At 68.1% G+C, this 16,709-nt stretch carries 17 protein-coding genes and 3 pseudogenes; 11 read left to right on the plus strand and 9 right to left on the minus strand.

Annotation, left to right across the window (positions count from 1 at the left end):
• Position 1 precedes the first annotated feature (1 nt).
• Together ABD05_RS22390 and ABD05_RS22395 are read right to left on the minus strand one after the other, a co-directional pair.
• Entirely contained in the window at positions 2–640 is a 639-nt protein-coding gene (locus ABD05_RS22390) for a 2-hydroxychromene-2-carboxylate isomerase (RefSeq protein WP_047902262.1), read from the minus strand.
• Positions 641–783: 143 nt separating this feature from the next.
• Positions 784–1,602: an IclR family transcriptional regulator gene (locus ABD05_RS22395; RefSeq protein ID WP_047902263.1), complete on the minus strand. Its 819-nt coding sequence runs from the start codon at positions 1,600–1,602 to the stop codon at positions 784–786.
• Between the two features lie 172 nt (positions 1,603–1,774).
• On the opposite strand from ABD05_RS22395, the gene ABD05_RS22400 reads away from it, so the two are divergent.
• The 4 genes from ABD05_RS22400 (at position 1,775) to ABD05_RS22415 (ending at position 6,572) form a co-directional block, all read left to right on the plus strand.
• The gene (locus tag ABD05_RS22400; RefSeq protein WP_047902264.1) at positions 1,775–2,761 is read left to right on the plus strand and encodes a hydroxymethylglutaryl-CoA lyase; all 987 of its coding nucleotides are present in this window, start codon (positions 1,775–1,777) and stop codon (positions 2,759–2,761) included.
• Entirely contained in the window at positions 2,758–4,050 is a 1,293-nt protein-coding gene (locus ABD05_RS22405) for a CaiB/BaiF CoA transferase family protein (RefSeq protein ID WP_047902265.1), read from the plus strand. Before ABD05_RS22400 ends, ABD05_RS22405 begins: the two co-directional genes overlap by 4 nt.
• Before the next feature lie 82 nt (positions 4,051–4,132).
• Positions 4,133–5,440 (plus strand): MFS transporter, encoded by a 1,308-nt coding sequence (locus tag ABD05_RS22410; protein WP_047902266.1) that lies wholly within the window; start codon positions 4,133–4,135, stop codon positions 5,438–5,440.
• A 1-nt stretch (position 5,441) separates the two neighbouring features.
• Positions 5,442–6,572, plus strand: coding sequence for an amidohydrolase family protein (locus ABD05_RS22415; protein ID WP_047902267.1), 1,131 nt, complete (start codon positions 5,442–5,444; stop codon positions 6,570–6,572).
• Positions 6,573–6,599: 27 nt separating this feature from the next.
• Here the strand turns inward: ABD05_RS22415 and ABD05_RS22420 are convergent, their stop codons facing one another.
• The 5 genes and pseudogenes from ABD05_RS22420 to ABD05_RS36550 form a co-directional block, all read right to left on the minus strand.
• On the minus strand, positions 6,600–7,076 hold the full coding sequence (locus tag ABD05_RS22420; protein ID WP_047902268.1) for an SRPBCC family protein: 477 nt from the start codon (positions 7,074–7,076) through the stop codon (positions 6,600–6,602).
• Between the two features lie 119 nt (positions 7,077–7,195).
• Positions 7,196–7,681, minus strand: coding sequence for an SRPBCC family protein (locus ABD05_RS22425; protein WP_047902269.1), 486 nt, complete (start codon positions 7,679–7,681; stop codon positions 7,196–7,198).
• A pseudogene (locus ABD05_RS36540) lies at positions 7,653–7,871 on the minus strand (transcriptional regulator); the annotation flags it as partial. The gene ABD05_RS22425 and the pseudogene ABD05_RS36540, both read right to left, overlap by 29 nt.
• Positions 7,872–7,889: 18 nt before the next feature.
• Positions 7,890–8,351: pseudogene (locus tag ABD05_RS36545) on the minus strand (RNA-guided endonuclease InsQ/TnpB family protein); the annotation flags it as partial.
• A gap of 216 nt (positions 8,352–8,567) precedes the next feature.
• Positions 8,568–8,717, minus strand: a pseudogene (locus ABD05_RS36550) (ArsR/SmtB family transcription factor); the annotation flags it as partial.
• Between the two features lie 193 nt (positions 8,718–8,910).
• Between ABD05_RS36550 and ABD05_RS22435 the strand changes: the two are divergent.
• From ABD05_RS22435 to ABD05_RS22445, 3 genes are all read left to right on the plus strand, one after another.
• Entirely contained in the window at positions 8,911–9,441 is a 531-nt protein-coding gene (locus tag ABD05_RS22435; protein ID WP_047902270.1) for a GNAT family N-acetyltransferase, read from the plus strand.
• A 34-nt stretch (positions 9,442–9,475) separates the two neighbouring features.
• Positions 9,476–10,261: a YhfC family intramembrane metalloprotease gene (locus ABD05_RS22440; RefSeq protein ID WP_047902271.1), complete on the plus strand. Its 786-nt coding sequence runs from the start codon at positions 9,476–9,478 to the stop codon at positions 10,259–10,261.
• A 274-nt stretch (positions 10,262–10,535) separates the two neighbouring features.
• Entirely contained in the window at positions 10,536–11,114 is a 579-nt protein-coding gene (locus ABD05_RS22445) for a membrane protein (protein WP_047902272.1), read from the plus strand.
• Between the two features lie 41 nt (positions 11,115–11,155).
• On the opposite strand, the gene ABD05_RS22450 is transcribed toward ABD05_RS22445, so the two are convergent.
• Positions 11,156–11,740, minus strand: a complete 585-nt coding sequence (locus ABD05_RS22450; protein WP_047902273.1) for a TetR/AcrR family transcriptional regulator — start codon at positions 11,738–11,740, stop codon at positions 11,156–11,158.
• Positions 11,741–12,088: 348 nt separating this feature from the next.
• Between ABD05_RS22450 and ABD05_RS22455 the strand changes: the two genes are divergently transcribed.
• A complete protein-coding gene (locus tag ABD05_RS22455) occupies positions 12,089–12,793 on the plus strand; it encodes an SDR family oxidoreductase (RefSeq protein ID WP_047902274.1) in 705 nt (234 codons plus the stop codon).
• A gap of 55 nt (positions 12,794–12,848) precedes the next feature.
• Here ABD05_RS22455 and fabV read toward each other — a convergent pair whose 3' ends face one another.
• The gene (gene fabV / locus ABD05_RS22460; protein WP_047902275.1) at positions 12,849–14,051 is read right to left on the minus strand and encodes an enoyl-ACP reductase FabV; all 1,203 of its coding nucleotides are present in this window, start codon (positions 14,049–14,051) and stop codon (positions 12,849–12,851) included.
• Positions 14,052–14,211: 160 nt separating this feature from the next.
• On the opposite strand from fabV, the gene ABD05_RS22465 reads away from it, so the two are divergent.
• The 3 genes from ABD05_RS22465 (at position 14,212) to ABD05_RS22475 (ending at position 16,620) form a co-directional block, all read left to right on the plus strand.
• The gene (locus tag ABD05_RS22465; RefSeq protein WP_047902276.1) at positions 14,212–14,745 is read left to right on the plus strand and encodes a GbsR/MarR family transcriptional regulator; all 534 of its coding nucleotides are present in this window, start codon (positions 14,212–14,214) and stop codon (positions 14,743–14,745) included.
• 88 nt (positions 14,746–14,833) lie between these two features.
• Positions 14,834–16,153: an SDR family oxidoreductase gene (locus ABD05_RS22470; protein WP_047903732.1), complete on the plus strand. Its 1,320-nt coding sequence runs from the start codon at positions 14,834–14,836 to the stop codon at positions 16,151–16,153.
• Positions 16,150–16,620, plus strand: coding sequence for a DUF2269 family protein (locus ABD05_RS22475; RefSeq protein ID WP_047902277.1), 471 nt, complete (start codon positions 16,150–16,152; stop codon positions 16,618–16,620). The genes ABD05_RS22470 and ABD05_RS22475 overlap by 4 nt, the downstream gene beginning before the upstream one ends.
• Positions 16,621–16,709 lie beyond the last annotated feature (89 nt).

The raw sequence follows: 16,709 nt of genomic DNA on the forward strand, positions 1-16,709 counted from the left end.
GTCAGCCGCGCCGGATCCCTTCGGGCAGCGCGCTGATGCGGCGCACCTCGGGCGAGTCGAGCCATGCGCGCGACGTGGCGCAGTCGGCGAACATGTCGGTCGCATCCTCGCCCCAGAACAGGTCGCCGTCGAGTTCGAAGGTCGGCACGCCGAATACGCCGTGCGCGATCGCACGATCGGTGTTCGCGCGCAACGCGTCCTTCACCGGCTGCGCTTCGACGGCCGTCACGCCTTCCGGAAAGCCGACGGCTTCGCACAGCGCGGCGAAGCCCTCCGGCGTCGACACGTCATGGCCGTCGCGCCAGATATGCCGGAAGATCTGCCGGATCGCATCGAGCGAATTGCCCATCGCGATCGCGAGGCGCAGCGGCTTGATCGGGTTGAACGGGTGGGCCGGCGGCATCCGGAACGGGATGCCGAGCTTGTCCGCGCGGTATTGCGCGTGGCGATAGGTGAAGACGCGTTTTGCCGCGATCTCCGCCGGTGCTTTCTGGCCCCAGTGCGCGAGCAGCGCGCCGAGCACGATCGGCCGCGGCTCGAACGCCGCCGCGGGCGGCAACCGGTCGAACCGTTCCTGCTGCAGGTAGGCGAACGGCGAAACGAAATCGAAATACCAGGTGGCGGTGTGCGCGGCGTTCATGGCGGATGCCCCTCTTGTGCATGGCCGTTTGACGGTTGCGCGCATGGTGCGCGCACAGGCGGCGCGCGATGCGTGCATCGGCGGCCAGTGTCGCACGCGGCCGCCGTTTGCGGTGTCGCGCCGCCGGACGCGCGCGCGGCCGGCTACGACTCCGTGCCGTCGTCCGCTGCCGACGCGAGCCGCGCGAGACTGTCGCGCACGGCGGCCGCGTCGTAGCGTGCGCCCGCGCCACCGAGGGCAACGGTCGCCTTCTGCGCGAGCGGCAGCAGCATCGCGACCGCCGCCGCCATCGTCGGCGCGGCGGCGAGCCGCGATTTCGGGCCCGACACCGTCAGCGCGCCGACGCATGCGCCGGCAGCATCGAACACGGGCGCCGACGCCGACGCCGTCTCGGGGTCGCGCTCGCCGTACGACGCGGCCCACAGTCGTTCGCGCACGTCGTTCCAGCGTGCGTCCTGCGTGTCGGTGAACGCCAGCAGGACCTTCCCGGACGCGCCCTGGCGAACCGGAAACTCCTCGCCGACCCGAATCGACACGCGCACCGCCCGTGCGGGCTCGACGCGGTAGAGCACCGAGCGCATGTCGCCCTGGCGCACATAGAACGACGCCGTTTCCCCGAGTTCGCGGCTCAGCGTCTCGAGCAGCGGCTCGACCACCGGGCCGACCCGGAACGAGCGCTGGTACAGCGCGGCGAGCCGCAGCGGCTCGTGTCCGACCGCGTACTGGCCGTCGTCGAGCTTGCGCATGAAGCCGCCATGTTCGAGCGCGGCGAGCAGGCGCAGGATCGTGCTCTTGTACAGCCCGGTGCGGCGCGACAGTTCGGCGAGCGACAGCCGGTCGTCGGTCGGTCCGAATGCACGGAGGATCGCGAACGCGCGATCGAGCACGGCGACGCCGCTGGAGGCTTCCTCCGCTGACGAATCGGGCCCGTCGCCGGCGTGATCTGCTTGAGTCGTAGGCACTGCCTGCTTCCTTCGGATGATGGTCGGTCGACTATATCGTTCTGCCTGACAGAACTCAAGTTCCAGAAAATCGCAATTTCACGGGTATACCCCGCTTACAGCTCATTCGGCGCACGTCTAGAGTTCCGTCTAACAGAACTATGTTCTTTCAGATAGAACAACGAGGTGTCGAATGAGCGTTTCCGAATATCCGAAGGTGCTGGTCAGCGAGGTCGGGCCGCGCGATGGCCTGCAGAGCATCAGGACCGTGATGCCGACGGCCGGCAAGCTGCGCTGGATCACCGCGCTGGCCGCGGCCGGCCTGCGCGAGATCGAGGTGGGGTCGTTCGTGCCGGCCAGGCTGTTGCCGCAGATGGCCGATGTGCGCGAAGTCGTCGCGCACGCGCTGGCGATTCCCGGGCTGCACGTCGCCGCGCTCGCGCCGAACCTGCGCGGCGCCGAGGGCGCATTCGACGCGGGCGTGCACAAGCTGACACTGCCGGTATCGGTGACGGAAGCGCATTCGCTGGCGAACATCCGCAAGACGCCCGCGCAGATGATCGACGAGGTGCGCACGATCGTCGCGCTGCGCGATGCGCGGTTTCCGTCGGTGCAGATCGAGGCGGGCGTGTCGGTCGCGTTCGGCTGCACGATCGCGGGCGCCGTCAGCGACGACGAAACGATCGCGATGGCCGTCGCGATGGCCGAGTGCGGCGTCGACGAGATCGGGCTGTCCGATACGAGCGGTTATGCGAACCCGGCGCAGGTGCGCCGACTGTTTGCGCGCCTGCACCGCGAAGTCGGCGACAAGGCCGGCGGCGCGCATTTCCACAACACGCGCGGGCAGGGTCTTGCGAACGTCGTCGCGGCGCTCGACGCGGGCGTGACGACGATCGACGCAAGCCAGGGCGGCCTCGGCGGGTGCCCGTATGCACCGGGCGCGACCGGCAACATCGTCACCGAGGATCTGGTGTTCCTGCTCGAATCGATGGGGATCGACACAGGCGTCGACGTCGACGCGCTGCTCGCCGCGCGCGCGATCCTGCACGACGCGCTGCCGTCCGAGGCGCTGTACGGCCACGTGCCGGACGCCGGGTTGCCGAAGGGCTTCCGCTATGCGGACGGCCGCTCTCCGGCAGCCGCTCAACCGGAAGGATGCCTGACGGGAGTCGCGCAATGAACGGCCGGCCACCTGCTTCGACGCTACCGTACGAAGGCCTGCGCGTGATCGAGATGACGCACATGGTGATGGGCCCGACCTGCGGGATGCTGCTCGCGGATCTCGGCGCGGAAGTCATCAAGATCGAGCCGATCGCGGGCGACAGCACGCGTGCGCTGCGCGGTTCCGGCGCGGGCTTCTTCGGGATGTTCAACCGCAACAAGAAGAGCCTCGCGGTCGACGTGAAGGATCCGCGCGGGCTGGAGATCGTGCTGCGGCTCGTCGGGACGGCGGACGTCTTCAGCGAGAACTTCAAGAGCGGCACGATGGACCGGCTCGGCCTCGGTTATCCGGCGCTGTACGCGCTGAATCCGCGCCTCGTGTACGTGTCGCACAAGGGCTTCCTGCCGGGGCCGTACGAGCATCGCACGGCGCTCGACGAAGTCGTGCAGATGATGGGCGGCCTGGCCTACATGACGGGCCCCGAGGGCCGGCCGCTGCGCGCGGGCGCGAGCGTGAACGACATCATGGGCGGGATGTTCGGCGCGATCGGCGCGATGGCCGCGCTCGCGCAGCGCGAGCGCACCGGCCGCGGCCAGCAGGTGCAGAGCTCGCTGTTCGAGAACAACGTATTCCTCGTCGCGCAGCACATGATGCAGTTCGCGGTGACGGGGCAGGCCGCGTCGCCGATGCCGAGCCGGATTTCCGCGTGGGCCGTCTACGACGTGTTCGCCGTGAAGGACGGCGAGCAGATCTTTCTCGCGGTGGTGTCGGATACGCAGTGGGCGCTGTTCTGCGACGCGTTCGGCTTTGCGGCGCTGAAGGACGATCCGCGCCTCGCGACCAACAACCTGCGCGTGCAGGCGCGCGAGTGGCTGCTGCCCGAGTTGCGCGCGCGGCTCGCGCCGCATTCGGCCGCGGAGATCGGCGCGATCTTCGAAGCGATCGGCCTGCCGTATGCGCCGATCACGCAGCCGCAGGACCTGTTCGACGATCCGCATCTGCTGGCGACGGGCGGCCTCGAAGCGGTGACGCTGCCGGCCGACGCGAGCTGCGCGGGCCGGCCGGTCGACACACGCACCGCGCTGCTGCCGCTGACGCTCGCGGGCGAGCGGCTGCGGCTGCGCTCGGCGCCGCCCGCGCTCGGCCAGGACACGCACGCGTTGCTCGGCGAGCTCGGTTATGCGCCGGACGACGCGCGTGCGCTGATCGAAGCGGGCGTCGTCGCGGGACAGTACGGCGCGGACGGTGCAGCGCACGGCGACGGGCCGGGCGGCGCGCCTTCGCCGAACGAAGTGGCGAGCGCCTAGCGCGGCCGCGATCCATCGAACGAACAAAGGCACCCGGCCGCGCCACGCGCGGGCGCGGATCGCCGCATCCACGGAGACAACCATGACATCCGCTTCCCCGGCGCTGGCCGCCGATCGCGAGACCGACGCGTCGGTCGAGCAACGGGCCGTGCGCAAGGCCGCGTGGCGTTTCATTCCGCTGCTCGCGCTGGCTTACTTCTTCAACTACCTCGACCGCACGAGCGTCGGGTTCGCGGCGCTCACGATGAACCGCGATCTCGGGCTGACCGCGACGCAGTTCGGCTGGGGCGCGGGGATCATGTTCGCGGGCTACTGCGTGTTCGAGGTGCCGAGCAATCTCGCGCTGTACCGCTTCGGCGCGCGCCGCTGGCTCGCCCGCATCATGATCACGTGGGGGCTGATGGCGGCCGCGACCGCGCTCGCGACCGGGCCGACGAGCTTCTACACGATCCGGCTGCTGCTGGGCATCGGCGAGGCCGGGTTCTTTCCGGGCGTGATCTTCTTCCTCGCCGTGTGGTTTCCTCCGAGCTATCGCACGCGCGTGCTCGCGTGGTTCACCGTGTCGACGCCGCTGTCGTCGCTGATCGGCGGCCCGCTGTCGACGTGGCTGCTGCAGCTCGACGGCGCGCTCGGGCTCGCGGGCTGGAAGTGGATGTTCATCGTCGAAGGGCTGCCTGCGTGCGCGCTCGGCTTCTTCGTGCTTAAGCTGCTGTCCGATTCGCCGGCGGATGCCGCGTGGCTGTCGGACGACGAGCGCGCCGCACTGCAGCGCGCGTTCGAGCGCGAAGGCGCGGCCGCCGGCCGCAAGAAGCGTTTCGGCGTCGCGCTGCGCGACGTGCGCGTGTACGTGCTCGCGCTGATCTCGTTCGGCTTCACGATGGGTTCGTACGGGATCGGCATCTGGCTGCCGCAGATGCTGAAGGCGCACGGCATGTCGACGATGCAGACGGGCTGGCTGTCCGCGGTGCCGTACTTCTTCGCGACGGTCGCGCTGCTGTGGTGGGCGAAGCGGGTGGACCGTCGCGGCGGCCCGGTCGCGAACCTCGCAATCGGGCTGTTCATCGGTGCGGTGGCGCTCGGCGTGTCGACGCATTTCCTGACGCTCGGGCCCGCGCTCGTCGGCATCACGCTCGCGCTGATCGGCACGATTGCCGGCCGCACGATCTTCTACACGCTGCCGTCGCGTTTCCTGTCCGGCCAGGCAGCGGCCGGCGGGCTGGCGCTGATCAACTCGATCGGCGCGCTCGGCGGCTTCGCGGGCCCCTATCTCGTCGGCTACCTGAAGGACAGCTTCGGCACCTTCACGGCCGGCATGCTCGGCCTCGCGATCGTGCTGGCGATCACGACGCTGCTCACGCTGTCGCTGTATGCGTTCGACCGGAGCGAATGACATGGACACGACGATTTCGATCAAGCGACGCCGGCTGCTCGGCGCGGCCGCCGCGTCGCTCGCGCTGCCCGCGTTCGCCGATACGCCCGCGCCGGCCCACGATGGAGCTTCCCGCATGACGACGCAAGGCAACTATCTCGCGGTCCGCCCCGACTGGCTCGCGTCGGCGCTCGAACCCGCGCTCGAGCCCGACCTGCCGATCGTCGACGCGCATCACCATTTCTATGAACGGCCGGGCTGGATCTACATGCTCGACGACTATCTGCAGGACGCGCGCTCGGGCCACAACATCCAGGCGTCCGTCTACATGCAGGCGCAGACGCGCTATCGCAATGCCGGCCCGGCCGAACTGAAGCCGGCCGGGGAAACGGCCTATGTCGCCGGCGTGACCGAGCCGCTGCAGCACGGCCGCCCGGCCGTCGCGAAAGGCATCGTCGGCCACGCGGACCTGCGGCTCGGCGAACGCGTGCGCGACGTGCTGGAAGCGCATCTCGAAGCGGGGCGCGGGCGGTTTCGCGGGGTTCGGCACCTGACCACGTGGGATGCCGATCCGACGCTCGCCAATCCGCTGTCGGCGGTGCCGCGCGGGCTGCTGCTCGATTCCGCGTACCGGGCCGGCGTCGCGCAGCTCGCGCCGCTCGGGCTGTCATATGACGCGTGGCTGTTCTTTCCGCAACTGCCCGAGCTGTTCGAGCTCGCGAAGGCGAACCCCGATACGCGGATCGTCGTCAATCATTGCGGCGGCGTCGTGCGGATCGCCAGTTATGCGGACAAGCGGCCGGAGGTGTTCGAGCGCTGGTCGGCGTCGATGCGCACGCTCGCGCAACTGCCGAACGTGTACGTGAAGGTCGGCGGGCTCGGGATGCGCATCAACGGTTTCGATTTCGAGAAGGGCGCGCGGCCGCCGTCTTCCGGGCAGCTCGCCGACGCGTGGAAGCCGTGGATGCTGACGTGCATCGAAGCGTTCGGCGCCGAGCGCTGCATGTTCGAGAGCAATTTCCCGGTCGACAAGGGTTCGTATTCGTACGTGAACGGCTGGAATGCGTTCAAGCGGCTGACCGCGCATGCGAGCCCGGACGAGCGCGACGCGCTGTTCCGGGGCACGGTCACGCGCGCTTACCGGCTCGGCTGATGCGTATCGCGACAGGCTGGTGCGTGCTCACCCGGCTTCCACCAGCGCCGCGAGCTTCGCCAGCGCCATGCGCCAGCCGGTCTCGTTGTCGGCGGCCGGCACGCCGGGCGGCACCCCGTCGTGCACGGCGTCCACGCGCGTGCCGCCCGCTTCGTCGGACAGCGTGATCGTGATCGTCATGGCGCCGCGCAGCATCGGATCGTCGGTCTCGAACACGTCGATCTCGACGATCCGCTCGTCCGGCACGAGCGTGACGAAGCGGCCGTGATAGGTATCGGTGTGCGTGGTGGTCTTGCCGGTGCCGGCTGACGGCACGTCGTAGCTGAGCGACACGCGCAGCGCGCCGCCTTCGCGCGCATCGAACGCGTCCACGCGGCACGTCATGCCGTCGGGCACCTTCCATTGTTCGACCGCGTGCGGATCGAGCAGCGCGCGGTAGACGCGCCCGCGCGGTGCGTTCAGGTGCCGGCTGACCCGGGTCGAATGCGTGTGCGTGTGCAACATGTCGCCTCCCGCGGAGCGCGCGCGACGGTGCACGCCGGATGCCGGCGTGTCGTCATGCTTCCTTCAGGAATCGTAGGCGCGGGCGGGGCGGCATGCAATGACCGCGCACGCGTCCGCGTTCAGCGCAGCGTGGCCGCGAATGCGTCGAGTTGCGTGATGCAGGTGTTCCAGCCCTCGAAGAAACCCAGCGCTTCGTGGCGCTCGCGCGTCGCGGCATCGGGGTGCATCACGCGCGCCTCGTAGCGGCTGCCCGCGGCGTCGTCGGCCATCGTGACGATCGCCGTGAAGCCGAGCCACGGCACCTGCGGCCGCCAGCCGCCGGTAAGCATCGACGTGAATGCGATGCGCGCTTCGGGCACGATTTCGAGGAAGCAGCCGGGATTGTCGCTCGTGCCGCCATCGGGGCCGCGCATGAACGTGTGGAAGGTGCCGCCCGGCCGCAGGTCGAACGCACGCACCTCGGTGGTCCACGGTTTCGGGCACCACCATTCCTTGAGTAGTTCGGGGTCGGTCCACGCACGCCACAGCGCGTGGCGCGGCGCGCGCAGCGTGCGTGTGATGACGAGATCGTGGGCTTCAGCGGGTTCGACGTCGCTTGCTGACATCTTGCTCCTCCTGGTGACGGCGTTCGACGAATTCGACGAGACGATCGGATCGCGCTTCCCACAGCGCGCGCTGCGCGGCGAGCCATTCCTCGGCCTCGGTCAGCCGGCTGCCGACCAGCGCGCAGGTGCGCGAGCGGCCGGTTTTCCGGGTCTGGACGAGGCCGCTGCGCTCGAGCACGGCGACGTGCTTCTTGACGTCCTCGTCCGTCTAAAGGCGGAGGATTCCCACTACTGGCGATGCACGTCCGCATCGGAGAATGTTCAACGCAGCATTGGTATCGCGATCATGCAAGACACCACAGCCACTGCAGGCCCACTCTCTTATTCGCAGCCCCGCGATACCTTTCGGCCGCGTCGTGCTGTCTTTCGACCCGCACGCCGAACAGGACTGGGTAGAACCGCTTTCGTCCACTTCCTCGAACGTGGCCCCGTGCGCCATCGCTTTGTAACGGAGCTTGTTCCGAAAGGAGGACCAAGATGCATCGTAGACGCTCTTCGCAATCCTGGTTCTGGCGAGTTTGACGGCCGACACGTTGCCGACCGCGATGTAATCGAAGCGCCGCACCAGATCGAGCGCGAGCTTGTGCTGGAAATCGGCGCGGGCATTCGCCACCTTCGCGTGCAGCTTCGCGATATGTCGCTTGTGCTTTCGTGCCCGTTGCACTTTCGCCACTTGCGCCACTTGAGCGCGTGTTTCTGCGTGTCATTGCAGAAGTTCCAGACGTAGTTCACCGCACGGCTCTGTTTGTTAAGCAGTCCGTTGAGCGACTTCACCCGGTAGCGGTAGACAAGAATCATACCGGTGATGCTAACCCGTGGAAGAAGCGGCCTGTCAACAGCACTCCTTTCTTTCCCACCATCAATGGCCGGGTTTACCGGAGCAAATCCTGATGAACGATGGCAGCGCCGTGTCGAACGGCGCGGCCAGTTCAGAGATGGTTCGCCTGCCGCCGCCGAGTGCGCTGACTATCGCGCAGCGTGTCGGATCGGCCAGTGCTTGGAATACGTCGTCGATACCGAGTTGAAAGTTTGCCATGCGGCGAAGCAAAGGCGATGCAGCGGGAATTTTCGTCGCGTAGGATGATGGGGCGGTAACACGCGCCGACCGGGCGCCCCGTTGCCGAAAGCCTGCCGCCGTCGCGTGAGCCGCGACGATCGGCCGGTGTTCCTTTTGATCCAGGCATACGCCGCGCTCACGCGGTGCGGCACGCCTGACTACCGGAGATAGCATGACCGAACCTGTTACTGTCCGCCGCGTCGGCGCGAGCGATGCGACAGCTTGCGTCGACGCGCTGGCCGATGTGCTGATTGACTGCGTCGAGGGCGGCGCATCCGTCAGTTTCATGTTGCCGATCGAGCGCTCGACCGCCGTCGCGTTCTGGACGCGCGTGGCCGATGGCGTCCAGAACGGCGAGCGCATCCTGCTCGTCGCCGAGGACGCGGCCGGCCGGATCGTCGGCACCGTGCAGGTCGTGACCGAGCAGCCCGAGAACCAGCCGCATCGCGCGGACATCGCGAAGATGCTGGTGTCGCGGCATGCGCGTCGGCAGGGTGTCGCCGCGCGGCTGATGGCGGCGGCCGACGCGGCCGCGCGCGACGCCGGCAAGACCGTGCTCGTGCTCGACACCGTGACGGGCGGCGACGCCGAGCGGCTGTACGAGCGGGCCGGCTGGCAGCGCGTCGGCGTCGTGCCGAACTTTGCGCTGATGCCCGATGGCGCGCTTTGCGCGACGACGTTCTTCCACAAGCAGCTCGCGTAACGGCGCGCGTCCACGTCGCTCATCGGCATCCGCCATGCATCCCGTCGCCCCCGCGCTCCTGTTCGTCACGCTTGCGGCCGGTGTCGTCGCGTGGCTCGCGCCTGCGTTGCTCGCGGCCGCGTGGCGACGCCGCACGCAGGTGCCGTTGCGCGTGTTTTTCTACGGCATGCTGACCTTCCTCGTGTTCCAGCCAGTGCTGCGCATGTCGTGGCAGGTTCCGCTGTACCGCTGGCTCGCTCACGACCCGCGCTGGCATCTGCCGATGCTGGTGTTCGCGGCGTTGACGGCCGGGCTGTTCGAGGAATGCGGGCGCTGGGTCGCGTTCCGGTATCTGCTGCCGAAGCGGCGCGACGCGCAGACGGCCGTGATGCTCGGGCTCGGGCACGGCGGGCTGGAGGCGATGCTGCTGGTCGGCGTCGGGTTTCTCGCGCTCGGCACGGGCTACCTGCTCGCGCACGCGGGCGTCGTCGTGCCCGAGGGCGTGCAGTCGCTGATCGGGTCGCAGTTCGCGGGCATGACGCTCGCGTCGCCGTTTCTCGCGCTGCTCGAACGCACGAGCGCGCTGGCCGCGCATGTCGGGCTGTCGCTGATCGTGCTGCAGGCATTCGTGCGCGGCACGAAGCGCTGGCTCGCGTATGCGATCGCGATCCATTTCGTGATCGACCTCGCCGTCGTGTTGCTGACGCGGTACTGGCATGTCGGTACCGTGCTGGTCGAAGCGATCCTGTTCGCGTGCAGCGCCGTGCTCCTGTGGCTTGGCATTCGCTGGAGCCGATGGGGGACGGGCGCCGGCGACACGCGCTCTGGGCACGCAGCGTGACGCGCGTCGCCCGTTTCAGCCGTGCGCGGCGGGGGCGGTAGCCGGGTGGCCGGCCGCTCTCCGGATCGCCACCGGCTGGCGAGGTTCAAGGCCATGCCGGCCGTGACGATGACGATGCCGGCGAGCGCAGGGACGTGTCCCCGGTCTCGCTGAGCGTCGAGCGCCGGGCCGCGCCGGAAGCCGGCCGGAACGAAAAGCAGGGCCGGAGGCGTCGCCGGTCCGATATATTCACGCAGGAAGAACGCCAACAAGACGCTACGGACCCGCCGCCTCGATGAAACGCTCCCATGTCGCTCTCGCCCTCGCGGGCCTGCTCGTCGCACTGCCGATTGCCGCGTACGCGCTCGTCAAGCCGCTGCGCATCGTCGCGCCCGCGCTGATCCCCGGCGTGTCCTGCCCGAGCGCCGACATCTGCACGGACGATGCCGCGAAGCTCGGCGACGCGCAGCAACTCTATCGCGACGGCTATGCGCGCGCGGCGGCGGCCGTCGGCGGGTTCCGTGCCGCGCCGCGCGTCGTGTTCTGCTCGACGCTCGCGTGCGCCGACGCATTCGGCCTCGGCCAGCGCGCGGCACTGACGCTCGGCAATTTCGGCGTGGCCGTGGCGCCGCGCGGCTGGCAGACCTACTTTCTCGCGCACGAGCTGATCCATCACCGCCAGGCCGAAGTGCTCGGCAACCTGGCCGTCGCGATCAAGCCGCGCTGGCTGATCGAAGGGATGGCGTATTCGCTCAGCGAAGATCCGCGCCATCCGCTGACGGAGCCGTTCGAATCGTGGCGCACGCGTTTCGATGCGTGGCATGCGGCGCTGGGCGGGCAACCGCTGTGGGATGCCGCGCGAGCGGTGGAATAGCGCGGGAGCGCGGGAAGCGCAGCGCGCCGCTGCGCGCTTCGTTACGCCGGCGCGACCGGACCGTCGCGTCCGTCGGTGAGCGCATCCCGTCCCGCGTCGAGGATCTCGTCGGCCAGCGCGGGATCGGTGCCGGCGATCGCGCGCGACAGCACGAGCGCGCCGACCATCTGGCTGAAGACTGCGAGCGCATCGCGGCGCGTCTGTTCAGGCGTCGCGCCTTCGGTCGCCACCATCCGTTCCAGCCGGTCGAGATACGCTGTCAGGCCGTGCGCGTAGCGCGCGCGCGCCGCATCGGTCAGTCGCGGCGCGTCGCCCGCGAAGCCGGACAGCGGGCACCCGGCCTCGACATTGTCGCGATGCGCTGCCGACAGATACAACGCCACCTGCGCGGCGAGACTGCCGGCGTTCGGCGAATCCGCGCGGTCCTGCATCGCCTTTTCCATCACCTCGGCGACCAGCGCATCCTTCGACTTGAAGTGGTTGTAGAAGCCGCCCTGCGTGAAGCCGGCTTCCTTCATCAGCTCCGTCAGCCCGACGGCGTCGACGCCGCGTACGCGGAACAGCCGCTCGGCGGCCGCGACGATCGCGCTCCGGTTCTCGGCAGCCTGCTGTCTTGATACGCCCATCGATCCCTCCCTGATTCTGCTGATCGCGTCGATTGAAAAACACAATGGCGGTCACAATTGACATGCCCGGGCGGCGCGAACACAATGCACCGCAAAGACAATGGTGATCGACATTGATATCGAGTGTAGCCGACTTGGCGGGCAGTGCGAAGCCACGGCGGGAACACGGATGGAAATCGGTCGAGGTCTTTGGCGCCGCAGGGTGACCGGAAGCGGACGGCTCACCGTCTGCTGCCCGTCATCTGGCGGCGCAACGGTTCGGTACGTAATGGCAGCCTCGTTTTCCACCGGATCTCACGCGCGCGACGAGCCGGCGCGCATGCGATTCATCATGCGAAAGGAACGATCATGAAGATCGAAGGTGCAGTCGTTTTCGTGACGGGCGCAAACCGCGGGCTCGGGCTCGAGTTTGCGAAGCAGGCGCTCGCAAGAGGGGCGCGGAAGGTCTATGCGGCGGCGCGCGATCCGGCCACCGTGACGCTGCCGGGCGTCGTGCCCGTGAAGCTCGACGTGACCGATCCGGCGGCCGTCGCCGCGGCGGCCGACGCGGCGCGCGACGTCACGCTGCTGATCAACAACGCGGGCATTGCGCGGCTCGGCAGCCTGACGGACGACGGCGCGCCCGACGCGCTGCGCGAGCACTTCGAAACCAACGTGTTCGGGATGCTGGCGATGTCGCGGGCGTTTGCCGGAACCCTTGCCGGCCATGGCGGCGGCGCGATCCTGAACATCCTGTCGGTCGCGAGCTGGGTGAACCGGCCGATCCTGGCGGGCTACGGCGTGTCGAAATCGGCCGCGTGGGCGCTGACCAACGGGCTGCGCCATTCGCTGCGCGAGCAGCGCACGCAGGTCGTCGGGCTGCATGCCGGTTTCATCGATACCGACCTGACGCGCGGCCTCGACGTGCCGAAGGCAACGCCGGACGACGTCGTGCGCCAGGCCTACGACGCGATCGAAGCGGGAGCGGAGGAAGTGTCGACCGACGAGTTCACGCGGCACGTGAAAGCCACGCTGTCGTCGGGCGTCTATCTGGAAGAACCGGCGCCGCGTTGACGCCGCCGGGAAGCACGACCCGCCGCCCGCGCTGCGCGCGCGGCGGGCCGTGCCGTCAGGCCGTGGTGTCGATGATGCCCGGAATCTTCACGTCTGGGTTCACGTCCGCGTCGTAGTCGACGCCTGCGATCTCGAAGCCGAACAGTCGCAGGAAGTCGGTCTTGTAGCCGGCGAAGTCGGTCAGCTCGTACAGGTTCTCGTTCGTCACCTTGTCCCACTGCGCGACGACCTTCGCCTGCACCTGCGGATCGAGTTCCTTGTAGTCCGCGCGCAGGCGGCCTTCTTCGTCGACGTGCGGCGTCGCGCCGTACAGGCTGTCCTTGAGGAGCCCGTACACCTGCTCGATACAGCCTTCGTGCGTGCCGATTTCCTTCATCACCTTGAACAGCAGCGACAGGTACAGCGGCATCATCGGAATCGCCGAGCTGGCCTGCGTGACGACGGCCTTCAGCACCGACACGCGTGCGTCGCCGCCGTGCGCGGCCAGCTTGTCGCGGATCGACAGCACCTTCTTGTCGAGATCCTTCTTCGCTTCGCCGATCGAGCCGTTCCAGTAGATGTCGTGCGTGATCTGCTCGCCGAGATACGTGAACGCGGTCGTCTTCGCGCCGTCGGCCAGCACGCCGGCTTCATCCAGCGCGTCGATCCACATCTGCCAGTCCTCGCCGCCCATCACGGCGACGGTGCCGTCGATCTCTTCCTGCGTGGCCGGTTCGAGCGCGACTTCGCGGATCACTTCCTTGTCGGTGTCGAGGCCGCGGAACGTGACCGACTTGCCGATCGGCTTGAGCGTCGAGCTGATGGTTTCGCCCGTCTTCGGGTGCGTGCGGCGCGGTGCCGCGAGGCTGTAGACGACGAGATCGACCTTGCCGAGATCCTGCTTGATGGTGTCGATCGTGACCTGCTTGACCTTGTCGGAGAATGCGTCGCCGTTGATGCTGCGCGCATAGAGCCCCTTTTCGGCGGCGAATTTCTCGAACGCGGCGCTGTTGTACCAGCCGGCCGTGCCGGGCTTCGATTCGCTGCCGGCGCGCTCGAAGAACACGCCGAGCGTGTCCGCGCCCGAGCCGAATGCGGCCGAGATCCGGGCGGCGAGGCCGTAGCCGGTCGACGCGCCGATCACGAGCACCTTCTTCGGGCCGTTGGCGATCGGGCCGTGCGAAGTCACGTAGTCGATCTGTTCCTTGACGTTGGCTTCGCAGCCGACGGGATGAGTCGTCACGCAGATGAAGCCACGCACGCGCGGTTTGATGATCATGGAAACCCCTGTTCAGAAAGGCGGAAACGGCCTGAAATCGGAAAAATCCCGCGCATTGTAAAGGAAGCGGCCGATCGCGGGCGGGCGCGGCCGGAAGGTGCCGGATCATCCGGTTATTTCTCTCTTGACAGAAATAACTGAAATGAATAAATTTCCCGACATGGAACTCACACCGATTGCCGAACGATTCATTCTCCACTGGGGCGAAATGGGCTCGCGGTGGGGCGTCAACCGAACCGTCTCGCAGATTCACGCGCTGCTCTACCTGGCCGGCCGGCCGGTCGCGGCCGACGAGATCGCCGAGACGCTCAACGTCGCGCGCTCCAACGTCAGCACGAGCCTGAAGGAACTGCAGGCGTGGCGGCTCGCGAAGGTCGTGCATGTGCTGGGCGATCGCCGCGACCATTTCGAGACGTCGACCGACATCTGGGAACTGTTCAAGCTGATCGTCGAAGGGCGGCGGCAGCGCGAGATCGAGCCGACGCTCACGGTGCTGCGCGATTGCCTGACGAGCCCGGAGATCGCCAACGAGAGCCGCGAGACCGAACAGCGCATCCGCGACACGCTGCAGTTCGTCGAGACGCTCACGACCTGGTCGGACGAGATGCTGCGGCTCAAGCCCGATACGCTGATGAAGGCGCTCGGCATCGGCGCGAAGATCAGCCAGACGGTCAGGCGCAAGTCGTCGAAGTAAGCGGTAGCGGAAGTGCGGGCAGGCAGCCCGCTTTTTTCGGGGTTGATATTTCTGTCTGTACAGAAATAACTGTAAAGAGAGGATGAAAATGAACGCAGTCTTGCCGTCGACCGGCCAGGGCGGCCACACCGGGGAACGCAGCATGACCGTCCTCGTCTGCGGCGCGAACGGCTTCATCGGGCGGGCACTGTGCGCGCAGCTCGAAGCCGGCGGCCATCGTGTGCTGCATGGCGTGCGCGATGCGGCCGGCCCGCGCGACGTCGGGATCGACTTCGCGAAGGATGTCGATCCCGACACGTGGCTCGCGCGGCTGGAGGGCGTCGACGTGGTGATCAATGCGGTCGGCATCCTCGCCGATCGACGCGGCGCGACGCTCGACGCCGTGCATCGCGCCGCGCCGTGCGCGCTTTTCACCGCGTGCTGCCGTGCGCGTGTGCGGCGTGTGATCCAGATCTCGGCGCTCGGCGTCGAGCGCGGCGATACGCGGTACTTCGCAAGCAAGCACGCAGCCGACCGCTTCCTGCAGACGCTGCCGATCGATTTCCGGATCGTGCGTCCGGCGCTCGTCTACGGTGCGGCCGGCACGTCGGCGCGGTTTTTCCGGATGCTCGCGAGCCTGCCCGTGCATGCACTGCCGGCGGGCGGCCATCAACGGCTGCGTCCCGTGCACGTCGACGACCTCGCCGAACTCGTCGCGCGGCTCGTCGCGCAGTCGTTCGATGCGCCAGCGGCCGGCAGCGCGGTGATCGACGTGGTCGGCAACGACGAAGTCGAATACCGCGAGATGCTGGCCCGCTACCGCGCCGCGCTCGGGTTTCCGCCGGCCGCCGGCGTGACGCTGCCGGGCCCGCTGGTCGGCGCGGCGGCCGCGCTGTTCGGCACGCTGCCGGGCGCAATGCTCACTCGCGACTCGTGGACGATGCTGCGCGGCGGAAACACCGGCGATCCGGCGGCTGCCGCGGCCGTGCTCGGCCGGCCGCCACGCGGCATCGGCGGTTTCATCGGCGCGGACGCGGCCGCGCTGCGTCGCGACGCGCTCGCGATGTGGCGGCGCCCGTTGCTGCTGGGCGCGCTCGCGATCGTGTGGATCTGGACGGCCATCGCAAGCGCGTTCATCCATCCGCTGCACGCGAGCCTCGCATTGCTCGCGCATGCGCACCTGACGGGGCTGCCTGCGCTGGTCGCGCTCTACGCGGCAAGCGCGCTGGACTTCGCGTTCGGCATCGCGACCGTCGCCGCGCCGTCGCGCCGCCTGTGGGTTGCGCAAGCCGTGCTGATCGTCGCGTACTCGGCCGTCATCGCGGTCACGATGCCGGGCCTGCTGGCCGAACCGTTCGGCCCCGTGCTCAAGAACGTGCCGATTCTCGCGATCCTGTTGATCCTGTTTTCAGAAGAAGAACAACCATGAATACCTATCTCGTCGTCAAGGCGCTGCATATCCTGTCCTCGGTGCTGCTGGTCGGCACGGGGTTCGGCACCGCGTTTTATCTGTTCTTCGCGAACCGCACGCGGTCGGTGCCCGCGATCGCGGCCGTGTCGCGGCTCGTGGTGCGCGCGGACTGGTGGTTTACGACACCGGCCGTGATCTTCCAGCCGGCGTCGGGGTTGTGGCTCGCGCATACGGCCGGCTGGCCGTGGCATACGCCGTGGCTCGTCGCGTCGATCGTGCTGTACGCGATCGCCGGCGCGTGCTGGCTGCCGGTCGTGTGGCTGCAGGTCGAACTCGCCGCGATGGCGAAGCTCGCTTACGTGAACGGCGACGGCGCATTGCCGGAGCGCTACTGGCGCTATGCGAAGCGCTGGGAGCTGCTCGGTTATCCGTCGTTCTTCGCGATGCTGTCCGTCTACTTCCTGATGGTGATCAAGCCGGCGTAAGCGCGTCGTACCTGAAAACAGTCGACCGATCGATTCATGATTTTTTCGGTAAAGGAAGGAGTGCAGATCATGAACATCAATGAAGCGGT

This window comes from Burkholderia pyrrocinia, assembly GCF_001028665.1.
Lineage (GTDB): Bacteria > Pseudomonadota > Gammaproteobacteria > Burkholderiales > Burkholderiaceae > Burkholderia > Burkholderia pyrrocinia.